This is a genomic window from Pandoraea sp. ISTKB (assembly GCF_001721285.1).
GTDB classification, from domain to species: Bacteria; Pseudomonadota; Gammaproteobacteria; order Burkholderiales; family Burkholderiaceae; genus Pandoraea; species Pandoraea capi.
In genome coordinates, this window is the sequence record NZ_MAOS01000022.1 from 99,537 (window position 1) to 121,594 (window position 22,058).

Annotated in this window: 19 protein-coding genes; all 19 read left to right on the top strand. The window is 61.1% G+C overall.

Annotated elements, in window-relative coordinates:
* Positions 1 to 58 precede the first annotated feature (58 nt).
* Complete coding sequence (locus tag A9762_RS05890; protein WP_069341101.1) at positions 59 to 943, top strand: branched-chain amino acid ABC transporter permease; 885 nt, start codon at positions 59 to 61, stop codon at positions 941 to 943.
* A 10-nt stretch (positions 944 to 953) separates the two neighbouring features.
* Positions 954 to 1,952 (top strand): branched-chain amino acid ABC transporter permease, encoded by a 999-nt coding sequence (locus A9762_RS05895; protein WP_069341102.1) that lies wholly within the window; start codon positions 954 to 956, stop codon positions 1,950 to 1,952.
* A gap of 639 nt (positions 1,953 to 2,591) precedes the next feature.
* A complete protein-coding gene (locus A9762_RS05900; protein WP_069341103.1) occupies positions 2,592 to 3,374 on the top strand; it encodes a TSUP family transporter in 783 nt (260 codons plus the stop codon).
* A 227-nt stretch (positions 3,375 to 3,601) separates the two neighbouring features.
* Positions 3,602 to 4,747, top strand: coding sequence for an ABC transporter substrate-binding protein (locus tag A9762_RS05905; protein ID WP_069341104.1), 1,146 nt, complete (start codon positions 3,602 to 3,604; stop codon positions 4,745 to 4,747).
* A gap of 257 nt (positions 4,748 to 5,004) precedes the next feature.
* Positions 5,005 to 5,502, top strand: a complete 498-nt coding sequence (gene hpaR / locus A9762_RS05910) for a homoprotocatechuate degradation operon regulator HpaR (protein WP_069341105.1) — start codon at positions 5,005 to 5,007, stop codon at positions 5,500 to 5,502.
* 383 nt (positions 5,503 to 5,885) lie between these two features.
* Positions 5,886 to 6,941 carry a branched-chain amino acid ABC transporter permease gene (locus tag A9762_RS05915; protein ID WP_069341106.1) on the top strand — a complete coding sequence of 352 codons (1,056 nt, stop codon included), beginning with the start codon at positions 5,886 to 5,888 and terminating at the stop codon, positions 6,939 to 6,941.
* 18 nt (positions 6,942 to 6,959) lie between these two features.
* Entirely contained in the window at positions 6,960 to 8,756 is a 1,797-nt protein-coding gene (locus A9762_RS05920) for an ATP-binding cassette domain-containing protein (protein WP_069341107.1), read from the top strand.
* Positions 8,756 to 9,502, top strand: coding sequence for an ABC transporter ATP-binding protein (locus tag A9762_RS05925; RefSeq protein ID WP_046290218.1), 747 nt, complete (start codon positions 8,756 to 8,758; stop codon positions 9,500 to 9,502). The genes A9762_RS05920 and A9762_RS05925 overlap by 1 nt, the downstream gene beginning before the upstream one ends.
* Before the next feature lie 3,019 nt (positions 9,503 to 12,521).
* Positions 12,522 to 14,504 (top strand): tRNA uridine-5-carboxymethylaminomethyl(34) synthesis enzyme MnmG, encoded by a 1,983-nt coding sequence (gene mnmG / locus A9762_RS05930; protein ID WP_069341108.1) that lies wholly within the window; start codon positions 12,522 to 12,524, stop codon positions 14,502 to 14,504.
* Between the two features lie 12 nt (positions 14,505 to 14,516).
* A complete protein-coding gene (gene rsmG / locus A9762_RS05935) occupies positions 14,517 to 15,194 on the top strand; it encodes a 16S rRNA (guanine(527)-N(7))-methyltransferase RsmG (protein WP_069341109.1) in 678 nt (225 codons plus the stop codon).
* Positions 15,195 to 15,199: 5 nt separating this feature from the next.
* Positions 15,200 to 15,772, top strand: a complete 573-nt coding sequence (locus A9762_RS05940) for a lipocalin family protein (protein ID WP_240493458.1) — start codon at positions 15,200 to 15,202, stop codon at positions 15,770 to 15,772.
* Positions 15,773 to 15,963: 191 nt separating this feature from the next.
* Positions 15,964 to 16,734 carry a ParA family protein gene (locus tag A9762_RS05945; protein ID WP_069341111.1) on the top strand — a complete coding sequence of 257 codons (771 nt, stop codon included), beginning with the start codon at positions 15,964 to 15,966 and terminating at the stop codon, positions 16,732 to 16,734.
* Positions 16,735 to 16,761: 27 nt separating this feature from the next.
* On the top strand, positions 16,762 to 17,661 hold the full coding sequence (locus tag A9762_RS05950; RefSeq protein ID WP_069341112.1) for a ParB/RepB/Spo0J family partition protein: 900 nt from the start codon (positions 16,762 to 16,764) through the stop codon (positions 17,659 to 17,661).
* Positions 17,662 to 17,754: 93 nt separating this feature from the next.
* Positions 17,755 to 18,870 (top strand): SLC13 family permease, encoded by a 1,116-nt coding sequence (locus A9762_RS05955; RefSeq protein ID WP_069341136.1) that lies wholly within the window; start codon positions 17,755 to 17,757, stop codon positions 18,868 to 18,870.
* 243 nt (positions 18,871 to 19,113) lie between these two features.
* Positions 19,114 to 19,617, top strand: coding sequence for an ATP synthase subunit I (locus A9762_RS05960; protein WP_069341113.1), 504 nt, complete (start codon positions 19,114 to 19,116; stop codon positions 19,615 to 19,617).
* A gap of 70 nt (positions 19,618 to 19,687) precedes the next feature.
* The gene (gene atpB, locus A9762_RS05965) at positions 19,688 to 20,536 is read left to right on the top strand and encodes a F0F1 ATP synthase subunit A (RefSeq protein WP_069341114.1); all 849 of its coding nucleotides are present in this window, start codon (positions 19,688 to 19,690) and stop codon (positions 20,534 to 20,536) included.
* 83 nt (positions 20,537 to 20,619) lie between these two features.
* Entirely contained in the window at positions 20,620 to 20,886 is a 267-nt protein-coding gene (gene atpE, locus A9762_RS05970) for a F0F1 ATP synthase subunit C (RefSeq protein WP_044457493.1), read from the top strand.
* Between the two features lie 125 nt (positions 20,887 to 21,011).
* Positions 21,012 to 21,482: a F0F1 ATP synthase subunit B gene (locus A9762_RS05975; protein WP_069341115.1), complete on the top strand. Its 471-nt coding sequence runs from the start codon at positions 21,012 to 21,014 to the stop codon at positions 21,480 to 21,482.
* A 2-nt stretch (positions 21,483 to 21,484) separates the two neighbouring features.
* Complete coding sequence (locus tag A9762_RS05980) at positions 21,485 to 22,015, top strand: F0F1 ATP synthase subunit delta (RefSeq protein ID WP_069341116.1); 531 nt, start codon at positions 21,485 to 21,487, stop codon at positions 22,013 to 22,015.
* Positions 22,016 to 22,058 lie beyond the last annotated feature (43 nt).

The window sequence follows — 22,058 nt, forward strand, 5'->3', positions numbered from 1 at the left end:
AACGATAGCGGCGGGACGCCTGTCCCGTCGCGACCTTTCTGCCAGAGAATCGATTTCGATGGAATTACTAGGCATCCCCCTACCGGCGCTGTTGAGCCAACTGCTGCTGGGACTTGTGAACGGCTCGTTCTACGCCATGCTGAGTCTCGGCCTGGCGGTGATTTTCGGCCTGCTCAACGTGATCAACTTCGCGCACGGCGCGTTGTTCATGCTGGGGGCCATGCTCGCCTGGATGGGCGGCAATTATCTCGGCCTCAACTATTGGGTCATGCTGATTCTCGCCCCCGTCGTGGTGGGCATCGTCGGCATTGTCATCGAGCGCACTATGCTGCGCTGGATCTACAAACTCGATCATCTTTACGGTCTGCTGCTGACGTTCGGCATCACGCTCGTGCTCGAAGGGGTGTTCCGTTCGATCTACGGCGTGTCCGGTCAGCCGTTCGACGCGCCCGAAGCGCTGTCCGGCGCCACCAACCTCGGCTTCATGTTCATGCCGAACTATCGCGCCTGGGTGGTCGTCGCGTCGCTCGTGGTGTGTTTTGCGACGTGGTTCATCATCGAGAAGACGAAGATCGGTGCGTACCTGCGCGCCGGCACGGAGAACCCGAAGCTCGTGGAAGCGTTCGGGGTGAACGTGCCGCTGATGATCACGCTCACGTACGGCTTCGGTGTCGCGCTCGCCGCGTTCGCCGGTGTGCTCGCCGCGCCCGTCATCCAGATCTCGCCGCTCATGGGGCAGTCGATGATCATCACCGTGTTTGCGGTGGTCGTGATCGGCGGCATGGGCTCCATCATGGGCTCGATCGTCACGGGGCTGATGCTCGGGGTGATCGAAGGCTTCACCAAGGTGTTCTACCCGGAAGCCTCGGCGACCGTGGTGTTCTTCATCATGGTGATCGTGTTGCTGCTGCGCCCGGCTGGGCTGTTCGGCAAACAAAAGTAAGGGGCGGACAATGCAACAACCGATGCAACAACGCGTGCTGTATTCCCTTTTGCTGCTTGCCCTGATCGTGGCGCCGTTCGCCGGCGCTTATCCGGTCTTCGTCATGAAGGTACTGTGCTTCGCGCTTTTCGCGTGCGCGTTCAATCTGCTGCTGGGCTTCACGGGACTGCTGTCGTTCGGTCACGCGGCCTTCTTCGGCAGTGCGGGCTACGTTACCGGCTATGCGATTCGCAATCTCGGCTTCACGCCGGAAGTGGGCATTCTCGCGGGCGTGGTGGCAGGGGCCGTGCTGGGGCTGGTGATCGGCTTGCTGGCGATTCGGCGTCAGGGCATCTACTTCGCGATGATCACGCTCGCACTCGCCCAGATGTTCTACTTCTTCTGTCTGCAAGCGCCGTTCACCGGTGGTGAAGACGGCCTGCAAGGCGTGCCGCGCGGCGCACTGTTCGGCCTGTTGCCGCTCGACTCGGATCTGACGCTGTACTACGTGGTGCTGGCGATCTGTGCGCTGGGTTTCCTGCTCATCATGCGTATCGTGCATTCGCCGTTCGGGCAGGTGCTCAAGGCGATCAAGGAGAACGAGCCGCGTGCCATCTCGCTCGGCTACGACGTCGATCGCTTCAAGCTGCTGGCATTCGTGCTCTCGGCGACGCTCGCCGCGCTGGCCGGCTCGACCAAGACCGTGGTGCTAGGCTTCGAGACGCTCACCGACGTTCACTGGACGATGTCGGGCATGGTGATTCTGATGACGCTGGTCGGCGGTCTGGGCACGATGCTCGGGCCGGTGGTCGGTGCCGTAGTGATCATCGTGCTGGAGAACAAGCTCGGCGATATCGGCAACTGGCTGGCGACGGCGACCGGCGTGACGTGGTTCCAGACGCTCGGCGAGTCGGTGACGATCGTCATCGGCGCGATCTTCATCATCTGTGTGCTGTCGTTCCGGCGTGGTCTGGTGGGTGAACTGACGGCCCGTAGCCGGTTCTTCAGAGCGATGTCGCAGCAGTCATAAATGAGAGGTCGGGCGTCCCGAAAAGAGCGAATTCGGGAAGACGTTTGAGCGGAAATGCACTCCTGTGGGGCGTCCGCTCATCACCCTGGCGCATGAATGTCAGAAAAAACCTAATTCGTAGGGGTAAATGCTGACTTGTGGTGCATTGGGTGCTCCTTTATTCTCTCCCTCAGTTCGCGTCACAGCAGGATATAGGGGCGAGGAACGAGGAGACAACAAGCGCGATAACGCGCACCGCCAAAAAAGAAAGCGCTGTTGGAGAAGACTCCAACAGCGCTTTTTATATTGTGCTTCGCGAGTTCGTGAAGCCTTCCCCCGGCGCCACGCCATGGCCGCCACGGTCGCATCGCTCACGACGCCGGCGAGCAGCATCCATCCCTGTCCCTTTCATCGCAGCGCCTGCTTCAGGACATCTCCCTTGGTATCCGTCAACGAACTCGCTTCGCGCGCTTCTCGTTTCGTTTCCCCGTTTTCCCGCATGAAACTGGCGTTCGGGCCGGCTTTTACGCCGTGTTGCGAGAATCGCACCGCTTTAGTACGCGCAATGCGGAATAAAAACGCTATGCTCGCCGTTTTCGTCTGGCCGGCCCCGTAGCACGGGGCGGGGCGGTGGTTCGGGGTGTCGTGTATGGGGAATGTATGTTGACGAGTTGGGCGCTGAGCGATTTGCTGATGCTCGCGGGCGGAGCTTTCCTGGCCGGACTGGTCGACGCGGTCGTTGGCGGCGGTGGACTGATTTCCGTGCCGACGCTGTTCGCCGTCTTCCCGAATGCGGCGCCGCCGCTGCTCTTTGGCACCAACAAGATGGCCGGCATCTGGGGCACGGCGTCGGCTGCGCTGCGTTACGCGCGCGGCATTCAGTTGCGCTGGGCCATCGTGCTGCCCGCGACGCTTGCTGCTTTCGTCTTCTCGTTCTGCGGCGCATACGCCGTCACGCATGTCCCGGCCGATGTGTTGCGCAAGGTGTTGCCGTTCGTGCTCGTGGCCGTGGCGGTCTACACACTGCGTAAAAAGGATTTCGGGACGGTTCACGCCCCTGTGAAGGGCGGCACGGGGGTGACCCTCATGGCGATCGCCGTGGGCGGCACCATCGGCTTCTACGACGGTTTCTTCGGCCCTGGCACGGGCAGCTTCCTGGTGTTCCTGTTCGTACGCCTGTTCGGGCAGGACTTCGTGAACGCGTCGGCGTCCTCGAAGATCGTGAACGTGGCGACGAATCTGGCAGCACTCCTGCTGTTCGGCATGAGCGGGCACGTGTGGTGGCAGCTCGGCGCGGCCATGGCGGTCATGAACGTGCTGGGCAGCCAGGTCGGCAGCCGTCTCGCGCTCAAGCACGGCGTGGGCTTCGTGCGGCGCATGTTTCTTGCCGTGCTTGCGGTGCTGATCGTGAAGACCGGTTACGACGCCTTTTTGCGCGGTTGATGTTGCGCTCGCGGGGCGGATGACGGCATGCTCGCTGTGGCGGATGCCACACGTGGGGAAACCGCACTTTACGAACTGGCATCCGTGCCCGTAAGATGGGCGACAATTTACCGACTGAGCGGTCGGTTAATGTGACGGTGGTGATGTCAAAACGCTGTCGCATCCGTCACATCGACCGCAACGACGTATCAAAAAAACGAATTCGAAATTTTTGTGAGGAGACCCAAATGAAACTGAAGTTGCTGTGCATGGCATCGGCCATGATGCTCGTCGCGGGCGTTGCGAACGCTCAGGTGAAGATTGGCGTGTCGCTGTCGGCGACCGGTCCGGCGGCTTCGCTGGGCATTCCCGAGAAGAACACGATTGCACTGATGCCCAAGACCATCGACGGTCAGTCGGTGCAGTACATCGTGCTCGACGACGCGACCGACACCACGACCGCCGTCAAGAACATGCGCAAGCTGATCAGTGAAGATCACGTCGACGCCGTGCTCGGCTCGACCGTCACGCCGAACTCGCTGGCGATGGTCGACGTTGCTGCCGAGACGAAGACCCCGGTGATCTCGATGGCCGCCGGCGCCGCCATCGTCGAGCCGATGGACGAGAAGCGCACGTGGGCCTTCAAGACCCCGCAGAACGACATTCTGATGGCCACGGCGATCGCCGAGCACATGGCCAACAACGGCGTGAAGACCGCCGCGTTCATCGGCTTTGCAGACGCCTACGGCGAAGGCTGGCTCAAGGAATTCCAGAAGGCCGCCGATCTGAAGAAGATCAAGGTCGTGGCAGTCGAGCGCTTCAACCGCGCCGACACGTCGGTGACCGGCCAGACGCTCAAGGTCATGGGCGCGAACCCGGACGCCGTGCTGATCGCCGGTTCGGGCACGCCGGCAGCGCTGCCGCAACGCTCGCTCAAGGAGCGCGGCTACAAGGGCAAGCTGTATCAGACGCACGGTGTGGCGAACAACGACTTCCTGCGCGTTTGCGGTAAGGACTGCGAAGGGACGTTCCTGCCGGCCGGCCCGCTGCTCGTCGTCGAGCAACTGCCGAACGACAATCCGGTGAAGAAGTCGGCTGCCGCCTATAAGGCCGCTTATGAAAAGGCCTATGGCGCCGGTTCGATCTCGACCTTCGGCGGCCACGCCTGGGACGGCGGTCTGCTGCTGCAAAAGACGATTCCGGTCGCACTGAAGAAGGCCAAGCCGGGCACGCCGGAATTCCGCGCCGCGCTGCGCGACGCGCTCGAGAACGTGAAGGACATGCCGGGCACTGCCGGTATCTTCAACATGAGCAAGAACGACCACAACGGTCTGGACCAGCGCTCGCGCGTGATGGTGCAAATCGTCGACGGCAAGTGGAAATTGGCGAACTGATGCGCGTCGGGGCTGCCTATAGCATGCAGGCATGCCCCGCTGTCACATCGAAAATTTCTGCGGTACTAGCGCCCGGTTTGACCAGACGGGCCGAAAGAACGGGCGTTCGCGCCCGTTTTTTTTGAGCGTGGTAGTTTCGCGCATCGCAAAGAGACGGCAGGACATGCATTTGCGAGCGGCACAAGAGAGGCCGCATTGTCCCAACCTGATCGCCGCAGCCGGGGGGCTGAACGGACGATCCTTTCGAGCGTAAATCCATGACGGGTGAATTCGAACACCGCAACCTATCCCTGGTGTTGCTGCAATCGCGTGAAGCGGTGATGGGCTTATTCCGCCCCTTGCTCAATTGCTACGACATCACGGAACAACAATGGCGTGTCATACGGGCCGTCAACGATAGCGAATCCGGGGAAATGGAGATCGGGCAGGTCGCACGCGAGTGCTGCATCCTGAGCCCCAGTCTGTCGGGCATGCTCGAGCGCATGGAGGCTTCAGGGCTCATCATGCGTCGCCGGGTGGCGGCGGACCAGCGTCGCGTGATGGTGTCGCTTACGCCGTCGAGCCGCGCCCTGTGCAAGAAGCTCGGCCCGCTGGTCGAGGAGCGCTATCGCTATCTGGAAGACAAGGTCGGGCGCGACACGCTCGCCGAAATCTACCGGCTGCTCGACGTGGTGCGCGAAGCGTTGCCGCCGGAAGTGCTGGCCGATGCGCCGTCGCTGCCGACCAAGCCGCGCCGTCGCCGCAAGGCTGCCTGAGTTGTCCTGGTCGCCCGAGTGATCACGGCAGCCGGCGGGGCTGTATGGGATCGGTCGGAGCGGGCAGGACGCGGTACGGCGAGAAGTCTTTGAAAAGGTACGTGAAAAAGTACGTGAAGTAGCGGGTGACCGGCGCACGAAGGCGCCTCCGGAGGAGACCGGGAGGCGTCGAAGCGCTCGGACGATTGCGTCATCTCAGTAGTCACCCGGGTTTTACCAATGCATAACGATTTATACAATTCATAATTCGCTGCGCTGCGACACGGGGACCGTGCGAGGTGTATCGAACTGAAGGGGAACGGGGTGGCAGCGCGCTACACCGTGCATCACACCGGCTGTGTCGCCAGCCGGTTCAAGAAGTACTCAAACGAAGTGAGAGGAGCATGGATCTTTCGATTGCAGCCATCCTGGCGCAGGACGGCATCACCACGGGTGCGATTTATGCCTTGCTGGCATTGGCGCTCGTGTTGGTGTTCTCCGTCACCCGCGTCATCTTCATTCCGCAGGGCGAGTTCGTGTCGTATGGCGCGCTCACGCTGGCGGCACTCCAGACCCAGAAGTTTCCGCTGACGAGCTGGCTGCTCCTGGCGATGGGCATCTGCACGTTCATCGTGGAGACGACCAGCCTGCTGCGTCACAGTGAGCGTCGCAAACTGGCGGGTCGCCTTGTGCCGGTGTTTGCGGGCAAATATCTCGTGTTCCCGATTGCCGTGTTCTTCGTGGTCAAGGCGCTCGCGCCGATGACCTTGCCGATGCTCGTGCAGATCGCCGTCACGCTGCTGCTCGTCGTGCCGATGGGACCGATGCTTTACCGTCTGGCGTATCAGCCGCTGGCCGAAGCCAGCACCTTGTTGCTGCTGATCGTCTCGGTCGGCGTGCACTTTGCGCTCACGGGCCTGGGTCTGGTGATGTTCGGTGCCGAGGGTTCGCGCACGCAGGCCTTCTCGGACGCGAGCTTCAACATCGGTTCGGTGATGGTGTCCGGGCAGAGCCTGTGGGTGGTCGGCGTGTCGGTCGTGATGATCCTGGCGCTGTACTTCTACTTCGATCGTTCGCTCTCGGGCAAGGCCTTGCGTGCGACGGCGGTGAATCGTCTGGGCGCGCGTCTGGTCGGTATCGGCACGGTGCAGGCCGGTCGTCTGGCGTTCACGCTGGCGGCGGTGCTCGGCGTGCTGTGCGGCATTCTGATCGCGCCGATCACGACCATCTATTACGAATCGGGCTTCCTGATCGGTCTCAAGGGCTTCGTGGGCGCGATCATCGGCGGTCTGGTGAGCTATCCGGTCGCGGCGCTCGGCGCCATTCTCGTGGGCCTGCTGGAGTCGTATTCGTCGTTCTGGGCGAGTGCGTACAAAGAGGTCATCGTCTTTACGCTGATCCTTCCGGTGCTGCTGTGGCTGTCGCTCACGAGCAAGCATGTGGAAGAAGACGAGGAATAAGCCGGGGCGGACCACAGAATGAAAAACAAATACTTCCTGATTTTCCTGGTGCTGCTGGCCGTGTTGCCGGTACTGCCGGCGCCGGTGCGTTTGCCTGAATACTGGGTGACGCTGCTCAACTACATTGGCCTGTACAGCATTGTCGCCATCGGCCTTGTGCTGCTCACCGGCGTGGCCGGCATGACGTCGTTCGGACAGGCGGCCTTCGTCGGTCTGGGCGCGTATGCGACGGCGTATCTGACGACGGCCTACGGCGCTTCGCCGTGGCTGGGTCTGCTCGTCGGTGTGGTGATTACGGCGGGTGCCGCGCTCATCATCGGCGCGATCACGATGCGGCTGTCGGGCCACTTCCTGCCCCTGGGTACGATTGCGTGGGGGCTGGCGCTGTACTACCTGTTCGGCAACCTCGAATTCCTGGGCAAGTACGACGGCCTGAACGACATCCCGACCATCAATCTGTTTGGTCTGGAGTTGGCGAGCGGGCGTCAGATGTACTACCTGATCTGGATCGTGGTCGTGCTGGCGGTGGTGTCGATCAAGAACCTGCTGGATTCGCGTCCCGGTCGTGCCATTCGCGCGCTCAAGGGCGGCGGCGTGATGGCCGAGGCGATGGGCGTGAACACCGCCTGGATGAAGGTCGTTGTCTTCGTCTACGCGGCGGTCCTCGCGGCGATCTCGGGCTGGCTGTACGCGCACTTGCAGCGTGCCGTGAACCCGACGCCGTTCAACCTGAACCACGGCATCGAATATCTGTTCATGGCGGTGGTCGGGGGCGTGTCGCATGTGTGGGGCGCGGTGCTGGGTGCGGCGATCCTGACGGTGCTCAAGGACTACTTGCAGAACATTCTGCCGGTGCTGTTGGGCGCGAACGGCAACTTCGAGACCATCGTCTTCGGCATCTTGCTGGTGTTGCTGCTGCAATATGCGCGCGACGGCGTGTGGCCGTTCTTCGGCAAGATCTTCCCGGCACGTCGTGTCGCGAAGGCGCCGGAGCAGGCAGACGCGCTGGGACATCGTCCGAAGCCGGCCGTGGGCGAAGTGGTGCTCAAGCTGGAAAAGGCACGCAAGGAGTTCGGCGGTCTGGTGGCCGTGAACGACGTGTCGTTCGAAGTGAAGGCGGGCGAGATCGTCGGTCTGATCGGTCCGAACGGCGCCGGCAAGTCGACGACCTTCAACCTCGTGACCGGCGTGTTGCAGGCCACGCGTGGCGAGATATCGTTCCTGGGTGAGCGTATCGACCGTCTGCCTTCGCGCGAGATCGTGAAGCGCGGCATTGGCCGGACCTTCCAGCACGTGCGTCTGATGCCGCATATGAGCGTGCTCGAGAACGTGGCGATCGGTGCGTATCTGCGTGACAAGAACGGGCTGCGTCGTCGTCCGCAGGGCGGTGTGTGGTCCAGCGTATTGCGTCTGGATCGTCACGAAGAAGCCATGCTGTTGCACGAAGCCAAGCTTCAGATCGAACGCGTGGGCCTTGGCGCGCACATGTACGACGAAGCGGGCAGTCTGGCGTTGGGGCAGCAGCGTATTCTGGAAATTGCGCGTGCGTTGGCGTGCGATCCGACGTTGCTGCTGCTCGACGAGCCGGCCGCTGGTCTGCGTTACAAGGAGAAGCAGGCGCTGGGCGATCTGCTCAAGAAGCTCAAGGACGAGGGGATGAGCGTGTTGCTGGTCGAGCACGACATGGACTTCGTGATGAATCTGACCGATCACCTGGTGGTGATGGAGTTCGGCACCAAGATTGCCGAGGGGCTGCCGGAAGACGTGCAGAAGAACCCGGCGGTGCTCGAAGCGTACCTTGGAGGAGTGGAGTGATGGCAGACGCGATTCTTGAGGTCAAGGACCTCGCCGTCGCATACGGCAAAGTCGAGGCGGTGCATGGGGCGCATCTGCGGGTTGGCGCGGGGCAGATCGTCACCGTGATCGGTCCGAACGGTGCGGGCAAGTCGTCGATGCTCAACGCCATCATGGGGGCGTTGCCGCACAATGGTTCGAGCAAGGGTAGCGTGGCCTATCTCGGTCAGGAGATGTCGGCGCTGACCATCGAGGCGCGTGTCTCGCGCGGTATGTGTCTGGTGCCGGAGAAGCGCGAGCTGTTCTCGACGATGACCGTTGAGGACAACCTGCTGCTGGGGGCTTATCGTCGCAAGAAGGCGGGGGAGAAGAACTTCCTGGACCAGATGGAAGTGGTCTACGAGCTTTTCCCGCGGCTCAAGGAGCGCCGTGTGCAGCAGGCCGGCACGCTGTCGGGCGGTGAGCGTCAGATGCTCGCCGTGGGCCGGGCGTTGATGGCCAAGCCGCAATTGCTGATGCTCGACGAACCGAGCCTGGGGTTGGCGCCGCTGATCGTGAAGGAAATCTTCCACATCATCAACGATCTGCGTAAGACGGGCGTGGCGACGCTCCTGATCGAGCAGAACGCCCGTGCGGCCTTGCAGGTCGCCGACTATGCCTACGTCATCGAGACGGGCGAGCTGGCGCTGGAAGGCCCTGCACAGGAGCTGGCAACCAACCCGAAGGTCATCGAGACTTACCTGGGGTTGGCCAAGAAGGCAGCCTGACGGTTTTGCCGATTTGGCTTTGATTGGAAGCGATGAAGGAGCCCGCCGTTCGGCGGGCTTTTTCTTTTCCGCCTCCCTCGATGGTTAGCGAACGGTCGTTCGTGTCGGGTATCCGTCCCCAATTATTTTGGGTGGACCCGGAAAGTTATCCCGATTGTGTGCTAAGTCACTTATTCACAGTTGCTTGTGGATATGTGTGGGTAACTCAAATCTATGGCGCACTGCCGCAATAAGGGGTTGCGGGATTTTTTCGAAAATCGAGTGAAATTGACGTGCAGGGTTATCCACAGAAAAGCAAATTCCTGAAAACGGATTTCGTGCGGTGGACTGGGATGTGGATAACGCGGCGCGTCGAGGGGTGGGGCGTTCGGTGGTGGGGCTTGCTTTGGAGTTTGCGGCGGTGGGTTTTGTTTCTTTGCTTCTGGTGTTTCACGTGGAACCACGTCCTGCTATCACGGTGTCGTTCTCTCATCCATCCGGGCAGTGGGGATCGGCAGCACCCTGACTACGCTCCAACTTTAAAGTCGCTCCGTCAGGGTGCCGCCGATCCCCACCGGTCAGATTTCCGGGGAGTGCGTCTGTGGGATTTCCGGACGTGCCTGATTTCCTGACATGCTTCGGCTGTACGAGGGTTTGCGCTTCTTCCCGCTTGCTCTAAACCACATCCCGGTATCGCGGCGTCGTTCTCTCATTCATCCGGGCAGTGGGGATCGGCGGTACCCTGACTGCGCTCCAACTTTAAAGTCGCTCCGTCAGGGCACAGCCAATCCCCACCAGTCAGATTTCCGGGGGATGTGCTCTCGCTATTTCTGGACGTGATCTGGTTTCGCGACTTGCTGTACTGGTGCGCTGTTCGTGTTTCTTCGCTCCAGCTTGAACCACATCCCGCTATTGCGGCGCGATTCTCTCATTCGTCCGGGCAGTGGGGATTGGGGATGCCCCGACTGCGCTCCAACTTTAAAGTCGCTCCGTCAGGGCATCCCCAATCCCCACCACTCAAATATCCGAGGTAGCTTGCCCGGCAACTCGACGAGCTTCAGCCTCCTTGTGATCGTGATTTCCCGGTAGCGTGCGAACGTTCATCGAAAAGGGCAGGTGAGCCTACGTCCACGGTCTCCAGACTCGCATGCCGCCCAGTGGTGCCGGATACTCCGGAACGACATCTTCACGTTCGACGTTCGAACTCACTGGATTTGTGTTTCACGTGGAACACGATTGGGCGGACCATGCACCGAGACAGAACGGCGGATTCGCGAAGGACATGCGTTCGGAGCTATCGAGGTCTGATCCAAGGAAGGACGGCAACTGGGTGTTCTCTAGGCGATACATCGGGTGATCGTTGAATTGGTGTTTCACGCGAAACGACGCATCGCCGAACGAACCTGCGAGTCGAGCGACTTCTGCCGCATCCACGATCCGGATTGGCTGCGCAGGCGGGGCGAGTGTCACCGTAAGCCCACGTTTCACGTGGAACACTCCCGGCCGGTCCTTCTCGCACCGAGTTGCTCGGTACTCCCTTATGCGGATCCACCAGTGTTGCCCGATGCGTCCGCATCGTTGAACGTACTCTTGAAAGTGCTCGCGAACTCTGGGCGGTGTCGTCCAGGACCTAAAGAGGATGCTGGCAAAGAGCCATCGTGTTATCGATGGCCAGTCGAATTCTCAACGATTGCTGTGGTCGCTCGACGGGTTATTTGCTTCGAGTAAAGCCACCCCTGTGCGCTAACGCGTAAGCGCCATCGTCTGCTGATGCATCCTCAGCTCAAAGCTCGTATGTGCGGCTTGAGTATGAGAAGGGGCGAGTGGCCATTGAGACATTCGCCCTTCGGGTGGGTAGGCAAGAGGCAGCCCGAGTCGACAGCGAGTGGACGGTGGGGCGGAAGTCTGGCGAATCCTCCGATTAGGGATGGGAGGTCTGGCGCAAATGGCACCGAATGTCGATCAAGGTGTGGCGGTCATCCGGCTCGATCTATTTGATACGAGGTTCGCAAACTGGCATTTGCGGGCGGCTGACGTCTCACGTGAAACACGAGCGTGAACACCGCGTTGGTTGTGCCCGGACGCGAGCTTGGCGGAGATTGCCGGTGCCCCGACGGAGTGACTTTAAGTTGGAACGCAGTCGGGGTGCCGGTAATCTTCGCTGCCCGGAGATCGGTGAGGGCGGGGAAGTGATCCGAGGTTGTTGTTTCGGGGAGGCATCTCCCGCCGTGCGCCTGAATACATCCCAGCCCATCAGACGTTTCACGTGAAACACGAATGGGAACACCGCGTCGGTTGTGTCCGGACGCGAGCTTGGCGGAGATTGCCGGCGCCCTGACGGAGTGACTTTAAGTTGGAACGCAGTCAGGGTGCCGGTAATTTCCGCTGCCCGGAGGTTGGAGAGGGCGGGGGAGTGATCCGAGGTTGTGGTTTCGGGGGAGGCATCTAACGCCGCGCGCCTGAAAACATCCCAGCCCATCAAACGTTTCACGTGAAACACGAGCGTGAACACCGCGTCGGTTGCACCCGGACGCGAGCTTGGCGGAGATTGCCGGTGCCCTGACGGAGTGACTTTAAGTTGGAACGCAGTCAGGGTACCGGTAATCTTCGCAGCCCGGAGGTGGGTGAGGGCGGGGGAGTGATCCGAGGTTGTGGTTTCGGGGGAGGCATCTCACGCCGCGCGCCCGAAAACATCCCAACCCATCAAACGTTCCACGTGAAACACGAACGGGAACACCGCGTTGGTTGTGTCCGGACGCAAGCTTGGCGGAGATTGCCGGTGCCCTGACGGAGTGACTTTAAGTTGGAACGCAGTCGGGGTGCCGGTAATCTCCGCTGCCCGGAGGTCGGTGAGGGAGAGGGAGCGATCCAAGGTTGTGGTTCCAGAGCCAAGGTTTCACGTGAAACAGTCCCCAAAACCGTCGCTTTCCACGCACGTTCCACGTGAAACAACTGCGTGGTTACAAATGATGCATCGCAATACCGCTATAATTCCGCAATTACCGAATCCAGAGAGTTTGCCGCCAGCGGCAATATTGCGATGCTTTATCCGACCGAGTTCGACGTGATCGTGGTGGGTGGCGGCCATGCCGGCACCGAGGCTGCGCTCGCCTCGGCCCGCATGGGCTGTAAGACACTTCTGCTCACCCATAATATCGAGACGCTCGGCCAGATGAGCTGCAATCCCTCCATCGGCGGGATCGGCAAAGGCCACCTCGTCAAAGAGGTCGATGCGCTCGGCGGGGCCATGGCTGCCGCGACCGACGAAGGCGGTATTCAGTTTCGTATACTGAATTCGTCCAAAGGCCCGGCTGTCCGCGCCACTCGGGCACAGGCCGATCGCCTTCTCTATAAGCAGGCCATCCGTCATCGCCTCGAGAATCAGCCGAATTTATGGCTGTTCCAACAAGCCGTCGAAGATCTTATCGTCGAAGGCGAACGTGTCGTCGGTGCCATCACCCAGGTCGGACTGCGCTTCCGCGCCCGGGCCGTCGTGCTGACCGCCGGAACGTTCCTCGACGGCAAGATCCACGTGGGGTTGAACAACTACGTGGGTGGACGCGCCGGCGATCCCGCAGCCATCACCTTGTCCGCTCGACTCAAAGAGTTGAAGTTGCCGCAAGGACGGTTGAAAACCGGTACGCCCCCGCGGATTGATGGGCGCTCCATCGATTTCTCCGTCCTCGAAGAACAGCCGGGCGATCTCGATCCGGTCCCCGTCTTCTCGTTCCTCGGACGTCCCGAGCAGCACCCACGCCAAGTGCCGTGCTGGGTCACGCATACCAACGAGCGCACCCACGACATCATCCGTGGCGGGCTCGACCGGTCGCCGATGTACACCGGCGTCATCGAAGGCGTCGGGCCGCGCTATTGTCCGTCCATCGAAGACAAGATCCATCGCTTTGCCGACAAGACATCGCACCAGATCTATCTTGAACCCGAAGGTCTGACGACCAACGAGTACTACCCGAACGGTATCTCCACCAGCCTGCCTTTCGACGTGCAGCTAGAACTCGTGCGCTCGATGAAGGGGATGGAGAACGCCTACATTTTGCGTCCCGGCTACGCCATCGAGTACGACTACTTCGACCCGCGCGGCCTGCGTAGCTCGCTCGAAACCCGAGTCATCTCCGGTCTGTTCTTCGCCGGTCAGATCAACGGGACGACCGGCTATGAAGAGGCTGCCGCGCAAGGTCTGCTCGCCGGTATCAATGCCGCGCTGCAAGTGCAGGGCCGCGAGGCATGGTGCCCGCGTCGCGATCAGGCATACCTCGGTGTGCTCGTCGACGATCTGATTACCCGCGGTGTTTCCGAGCCATATCGCATGTTCACCAGCCGCGCGGAGTATCGCCTCTCGCTGCGGGAAGACAACGCCGATATGCGTCTGACGGAAGCGGGGCGCGAGCTTGGCGTGGTCGACGATATTCGCTGGGAAGCGTTCTGCCGGAAACGCGACGCTGTTTCACGTGAAACAGAACGTCTCAAATCGACGTGGGTGAATCCGAAGACGTTCCCGGCGGAAGATGCCGTGCCGCTGCTAGGCAAGGCCATCGACCACGAATACTCGCTGGCCGATTTGCTGCGTCGCCCGGAAGTCGGTTACGACGCACTGATGGCAGTACAGGGCGGACGTCTGGCGCCGGAAACGGCATTGGCCGACGATACGTTGCAAGCCAGTCAGATCCGTGAGCAGATCGAGATCGCCGTGAAGTATCAAGGCTACATCGACCGTCAGGCCGATGAGATCGTGCGCAAGGAAGCCAACGAGAACACCGTGCTGCCCGCGAGCATCGACTACAACGACGTGCGTGGGCTGTCGATCGAGGTGCGTCAGAAGCTGAACGCGCAACGGCCGGAGACACTGGGTCAGGCATCGCGGATCTCGGGGGTGACACCTGCCGCGATCTCGTTGCTGATGATTCACCTGAAGAAGGGACTCGGTCGCCGTCGTGCGCCGGAGCAAGCGAATGCCGACGCCAGCGTTGCCGCCGATGGCGACGACGGCGGCCAGCACGCTGCCTGACGCGGAGACCTCATGACTGCTTCGCGTCATGCCGCCTCGGGCGGCAACGAACTGGCTACGCTGTTGGCCGACGGGATCGAGCGACTCGGTCTGTCGATCGATGCCGAACAACAGGCGCGCCTGCTCGATTATCAGATGTTGCTGGCGAAGTGGAACGCTTCGTTGCAGATGACCTCGATCCGCGACCCGCGACAGATGGTCATCAAGCATCTTCTCGATTCGCTGTCGATTCTGCCGCGTCTGGATCGCGAGCCGATTTCGCATGTGCTCGATGTGGGCTCCGGCGGTGGACTGCCCGGCGTCGTGCTCGCGATCGTGCGTCCCGACTGGCAGGTGACGGTGAACGACATCGTCCATAAGAAGACCGCCTTCCTCACGCAAGCCCGCGCAACGTTCAAGCTGACCAATCTGACGGTCGTGACCGGCCGCGTCGAATCGCTCGTCGTGGGCAAGGAAGTGCCTGCGCCGTTCGACGCCATTGTGTCGCGCGCCTTCGCCGAGTTGTCCGACTTCGTCACCCTCGCTCGCAATTTGCTCGCCCCCGGGGGCAGCTTCTGGGCGATGAAGGGTGTCGCCGCCGAGAGCGAGTTAGCATTGCCCGACGGCTGCGAGCTCGTCGAACGCCTGGCGTTGAATGTGCCATTTCTCGACGCCGAGCGTCATTTGCTCCGCGTAAAGGTAACGGGATGACCCGAATGACTCGTTGGGCCGGCGCAGTGATGGTCGGATTGTCGGTGGTTGCAGCAGTGGCGTGGGCGCAATCCGGTCAGGAATCGTTGACCACACGCGTGCGTCCCGTACAGAAGATCGATAAGGCGCGCTATGTCGGCACATGGTACGAAATAGCACGCTACCCGAATTTCTTCGAGCGAAAATGTGTGTCGGACGTGACGGCGGAGTACGCCGCGCGACCGGACGGCAGGATCGATGTCACGAACAAATGTCGCAAGGAGGACGGTTCGTGGGCGAGCGATTCCGGTGTTGCGCGCACCGACGGGCAGGGTACCGGCACGGCACGCTTCAAGGTCACGTTCGCGCCGGACTGGCTGCGCTGGATTCCCTGGCTTTGGGCGAACTACTGGGTTATCGTGCTCGACGGTGACTATCAGTATGCCGCCGTCGGAGAGCCGAGCCGCGAGTATCTCTGGATCCTTTCGCGCACACCGAAGATCGACGACGACACACTGAATCAAATGCGTGCCCAGTTGCGCAAGCAAGGCTACGACACCGACAAACTGGTGTTGACACCGCAGAAGGCCGCGCCCTGAGCACTTCGCGCCGGCGCATTGCGCACCGGCCGACACGCAGCATCAGGCAATAACTGAGCTTTGCTCAGATAATCGAATTAGCGGGATGCATCCGCAGCGCACGGCAGGACAGGTTCGCTTTCGCCGGCAGCATCCCGGCATCATCTGCATCAATCGCATCAACACGGCAGCAATCGGAGGACTACATCGGCATGGCGAAAATTTTCTGCGTGGCCAATCAGAAGGGCGGCGTCGGCAAGACGACCACCACGGTGAACCTCGCTGCCGGACTGGCGTCGCACGGGCAGCGTGTCTTGTTGGTCGACCTCGATCCGCAGGGCAACGCGACGATGGGTAGCGGTATCGACAAGGCCGCGCTCGAGACGAGCGTGTACGAAGTGCTGGTCGACGGTATCGATGTGGCCACCAGCGCACAGCGCTCCGAGTCGGGCAATTACGACGTTGTGCCGGCGAACCGCGAACTGGCCGGTGCCGACGTGGAACTCGTCTCGCTGGAGAATCGCGATACGCGTCTGAAGCAGGCACTGGAGAAAGTCGACGGCGACTACGACTTCGTGCTCATCGACTGCCCGCCGACGCTCTCGTTGCTCACCCTGAACGGCCTGTGCGCCGCGCACGGCGTGATCATTCCGATGCAGTGCGAATATTTCGCGCTCGAAGGACTGTCCGACCTCGTCAACACGATCAAGCAGGTGCACGCGAATCTGAATCGCGACCTCAAGGTGATCGGTCTGTTGCGCGTGATGTTCGATCCGCGCATCACGTTGCAGCAACAAGTGTCGGAGCAACTCAAGTCGCACTTTGGCGACAAGGTTTTCAACGCGATCATTCCACGCAATGTGCGACTCGCCGAAGCGCCGAGTTACGGCATGCCGGGCGTCGTCTTCGATCCCGCCTCGCGCGGCGCGAAGGCGTATCTGGACTTCGGCGCGGAAATGATCGCGCGCATTCAAACTATGTAAGGCGCATTCGCGCAGGAACGCATTGTCATGGCGACCAAGACCAACGCACTGAAAAAAAAGGGCCTGGGCCGCGGCCTCGAAGCGCTGCTGGGCGCACACGCCGATAACCACAACGGTGCAGCAGAGGCGAGTGCCGAAGGCGCGCCTTCGGTGATGCCGCTCGAACGCCTTCAGGCAGGCAAGTATCAACCGCGTACCCGTATGGACGAAGGGGCGTTGCAGGAGCTCGCCGCGAGCATTCGCGCGCAGGGGCTGATGCAGCCGATCCTCGTGCGTCGTGTCGATGGTGAGAAGTACGAAATTATTGCGGGCGAACGACGTTTTCGCGCCGCCCGTATCGCAGGGCTGACCGAAGTCCCGGTGCTCGTGCGCGATGTGCCCGATGAAGCCGCCGCCGCAATGGCGCTCATCGAAAACATTCAGCGCGAAGACCTGAATCCGCTCGAAGAAGCGCAGGGCATTCAGCGTCTGCTCGGCGAATTCAACTACACGCACGAGCAGGCCGCAGAATCGCTCGGACGCTCGCGCAGCGCAGTGTCGAACCTGCTGCGTTTGCTCAATCTCGCTCATCCCGTGCAGACGATGCTGCTCGCCGGCGATCTCGACATGGGGCACGCGCGCGCGTTGCTCTCCGTCGATGCGGCCACGCAGATCACGCTGGCGAATCAGGTCGTAAACAAGCGCCTGTCGGTGCGCGACACCGAGCGCATCGTGAACGCATCGCTCAAGCCGCAAGGCGATGGCATTCGTCGTCGTTCGGCGGAAGAGGGTGGGCGCGACGTGACGCGTCTAGAAGAGGAACTGTCGGACCTGCTCGCGTCCAACGTCAAGATCAAGGTCGGCCGCAAAGGCACCGGGCAACTGACGATCGATTTCGGCAGCCTCGACGCGCTCGATGGCATTCTCGCGCGCATTCGTGCCGAGTAAATTCAATAATTTCGGTATCCTGATCATCTTTCCGTGAGCGATCCGGGCGATTCTGCGCAGACCGCAAGCGCGACTGGCACCGCGTCGCGCATCATGCGTGCATTGCGCGCAACCTATGAGCGCGTGCGCGACGACAAGGTGCTGCTCATTCTGCTCGCGGCATTCGTCGTGCTTCAGATCGCGAAACCGGCGAGCGTTGGCGAACTGTTCGGACGTATCGATCGGCACACGATCCTGACGCTCGCCGGATTGCTGATGCTCACGCGTGCAATCGATCAGAGCGGCTTTCTCGATTGGCTCGCACAACGGTTGCTGCGCGCGTTTCGCACGGAGCGTCGCCTGGCATTGTTGATGGTGACGTTTGCTGCAGCGTTATCGACGCTGCTCACCAACGATGTCGCGCTGTTCGCCGTCGTGCCGCTCGCGCAGTCGCTCGCGCGGATCGCACCGGTACGCATCGAGCGACTGATCATCTTCCTCGCGCTGGCGGTCAACGCCGGCTCCAGTCTCACGCCGCTCGGCAATCCGCAGAACCTCTTCCTCTGGCAAAGCAGCGGCATGGGATTCGGCGCGTACGTCGTGATGATGACGCCGATTACGTTCGCGCTCATGGCGTTGCTGCTCGCGGTGTGCGCGTTTGCGTTCGATTCGCGTCCGTTGCATTTCCAGCGGCAGGGCCCCCGACACGATGTGCGCTGGCCGTTGCTGTGGACGGCGCTGGTGCTGTTCGTCGCTTTCGTCACGCTCGCCGATCACGGCTTCGCCGCGTGGGCGTGTGCGGGAGTGGCCGTGGTGCTGCTGATCGCGCGTCGCAACGCGGTGCTCGGCATCGACTGGTTGCTGCTCGCGATCTTCGTGCTGATGTTCGTCGTGCTGCGGGGTGCCGCAGCGTTGCCGTTCGTGCGCACCGCACTGGGACATCTGGATTTCACCAGCGGGGCGATGGCCTATGGCGTGGCGGCGGTGTTGTCACAATTCATCAGTAACGTTCCCGCAGCGATCCTGCTCGCGGAGTACACGCAGAACTGGCCGGCGCTTGCTCACGGTGTGGCGGTGGGCGGCTTCGGACTCGCCGTGGGATCGCTGGCGAACCTGATTGCATTGCGCATGGCGAAATCGAAAAAAATCTGGTGGCACTTTCACTACCTTTCGATTCCGTTTTATCTGCTGGCACTGCTCATTGGGTTCGTTGCACTGAAATGGGTTTGATCGCGCGCGGAACGTAGGTCAGTTGCGGGGATTGTGCGGCGTTTGCGCGTAATGCCGCGCTGCACCATGAGGAAAATCGCGCTCCGTGAGAGTTGGCGCCAAATCGAAGCATGCACTGTGCAGTTTCGGCGAATTTGTTGCGCGTTTAGATTGACTGAGCTTCGTAATTTCCCGTAAAATCTCGCGGGTTTAACTGCTTGAAGAGCCCATTCGTTTGCACGAGTCGGGCGGGGAGGCAACGAGATGACCGATAAAACACGGTCGAACTTGGAACCGAAACCGCAAGCGCCGGCACATGCAACATCAGAGGCTTGGGACGACGAGCAGCAGCCAGAAGTCATCGTTCCGCTCACGCGTGCGCAGGCCGAGCGCCTGTTCGGTCCCGATGTGGGGCGCGCATCCCGTGTGACTCCATTCAGGGTGGTGGGAGCCCAGGTGCTGTTGTCGCTGATTGCGGCACTGGCCTGGTGGATACTCTCGGCGTCGCCAAAAAACGCGGCGATATCCGCCCTGCTGGGTGGAACGATAGGTTGGATCCCGGGCGCGTTATTTGCGCTGCGGCTAAGAATTTCAGGTGATCGTCTCTCCGTTGGCGCATTGGTGACGGGAGAGGCGATCAAGGTAGCAACGACGATTGCGTTATTGGTGGCGGTAGCGTTCGCATTTCCCGGGGTTCACTGGGTCGCGCTGCTGGTCACCTTTGTGCTTACGCTCAAGGTCTATTGGCTTGCGATGGCACTGAAGTAGCGGTGGAAATACCGCTCACGCGTCGACACGCTACCGTGTGCGGATTTTCATAATTGGGTGTTTGATCGCTATGTCAGTAGAAGCCGGCCACGCTCCGAACCCGTCGGAGTACATTTCGCACCACCTGCAAAACCTTGCGAGCTCGACTCAGACTAGCATCGTCGATTTCTCGATCATCAACTGGGACACGATGTTCTGGTCGATCGCGATGGGCGTTCTGGGCTGCTTCGTGTTGTGGATGGCCGCGCGCAAGGCAACCGCTGGCGTTCCGGGCCGCTTCCAGTCGGCGGTCGAAATGCTCGTGGAAATGGTCGAAGACCAATCGAAGAGCATCGTGCACGGCAATCGTGCCTTCATCGCTCCGCTCGCGCTGACCGTGTTCGTCTGGGTCACGCTCATGAACTCGCTGGACTTGCTGCCGGTCGATCTGCCGTCGAAGGTGATCGAGTGGGTGGGTCTGGGCTCCATCATCACGCATCACCGCATCGTCCCGACGGCCGACCTGAACGGCACGCTCGGTATCTCCGTCGGCGTGCTCATCCTGATGCTGTTCTATAGCTTCAAGATCAAGGGCGCAGGCGGCTTCATGCACGAGCTGTTCACTGCACCGTTCGGTAACCACTTCCTGCTGTGGATCCCGAACCTGCTGCTCAACATCATCGAATTCTGTGCCAAGACCGTGTCGCTCGGTATGCGACTGTTCGGCAATATGTACGCCGGCGAACTGGTGTTCCTGCTGATCGCTCTGCTGGGCGGTATCTGGAGCTTTGGCGCGGATGCGTCGGTGCTGGGTTTTGTCGGTCACGTCATTGCCGGCACCGCATGGGCGATTTTCCACATCCTGATCGTGTTGCTCCAGGCGTTCATCATGATGATGCTGACGCTGGTGTATATCGGCCAGGCGCACGACCATCACTGATCGGTCACTGCGGAAGTTAAGTTTTTCGGTTTTTCCAGTTTTTCAAATTTAAAGTTTCAAGTCTCTAACCAAAAGGAGTAATCATGCAAGCTTTCATCGCCAACATCCAGGGTCTGACCGCCATTGCAATCGGCATCATCATCGGTCTGGGTGCTATCGGCGCCTGTCTGGGTATCGCGTTGATGGGTGGTAAGTACATCGAAGCGTGCGCCCGTCAGCCCGAGCTGATGAACCCGCTGCAAACGAAGATGTTCCTGCTGGCCGGCCTGATCGACGCTGCATTCCTGATCGGTGTGGGCGTTGCCATGCTGTTCGCCTTCGCGAACCCGCTGCTGTCGCGCCTCGCTTAAGTTTCTTTCGGCCGGTCGCGCATTGACCCGCGCGGCCAACTGGACATGAACGGCGCGCCCAAGCCAGCTGGCACAATGGGGCGCGCTGTTTTGCCAATCGACTCGCATCACCGAAAGGAAACACCGTGAACATAAACGCAACTCTGTTCGCGCAAACCGTCGTGTTTCTGATCCTGGCATGGTTCACGATGAAGTTCGTGTGGCCGCCGCTGATCAAGGCTATCGACGAACGCGCGAAGAAAATCGCTGACGGTCTGGCTGCCGCCGATAAGGGCAAGGCTGAACTCGAAGCCGCCAACAAGCGCTCCACGCAAGCCCTCGCGGAAGCCCGCGACGAAGGCGCGAAGCGTATCGCCGACGCCGAAAAGCGTGCACTGGCAGTGGCTGAAGAGATCAAGGCTCAGGCGCAAGCCGAAGCGGCCCGTATCATCGCCAACGCCAAGGCAGAAGCCGAGAATCAGGCCGTCAAGGTTCGTGAGACGCTGCGCGAAGAAGTTGCCGGTCTGGCCGTCAAGGGCGCCGAGCAGATCCTGAAGCGTGAAGTTGACGCCAAGGCCCACGCCGACCTGCTGAACCAACTCAAGGCAGAGCTCTGATCATGGCCGAACTCGCAACCATCGCTCGTCCGTATGCCGAAGCGTTGTTCCGCGTGGCCAAGTCCGGCGATCTGAATCGCTGGTCGCAGCTCGTGCGCGAACTGGCGCAAGTGGCAGCGCTGCCCGAAGTGGCCAATCTGGCCGACGATCCGAAGGTCTCGCCGTCGCAAGTTGTCGACGTGCTGACCGCCGCCGTGAAATCGACCGACGCCGAAGTGCGCAACTTCGTCGCCGCTGTGGTCGAGAACGGCCGTCTGGCAGCCATGCCGGAAGTCGCCGAACAGTTCGAAGCGTTGAAGAACGCTGCTGCCGGTTCGGCAGACGCCACGATCGAAAGCGCCTTCCCGCTCGAAGGCGAGCAATTGACCTCGCTGGTCAAGGGCCTCGAGCACAAGTTCGGCTGCAAGCTCAACCCGAGCGTGACGGTAGACCCGTCGCTTATCGGTGGCGTGCGTGTGGTGGTTGGCGACGAGGTGCTGGACACTTCGGTGCGCGCCCGCCTGGCGGCTATGCGGACGTCGCTGACGGCCTGAGGCCGGCGCGATACGCCTGCGACGGCAAGAATTGAATATCAGG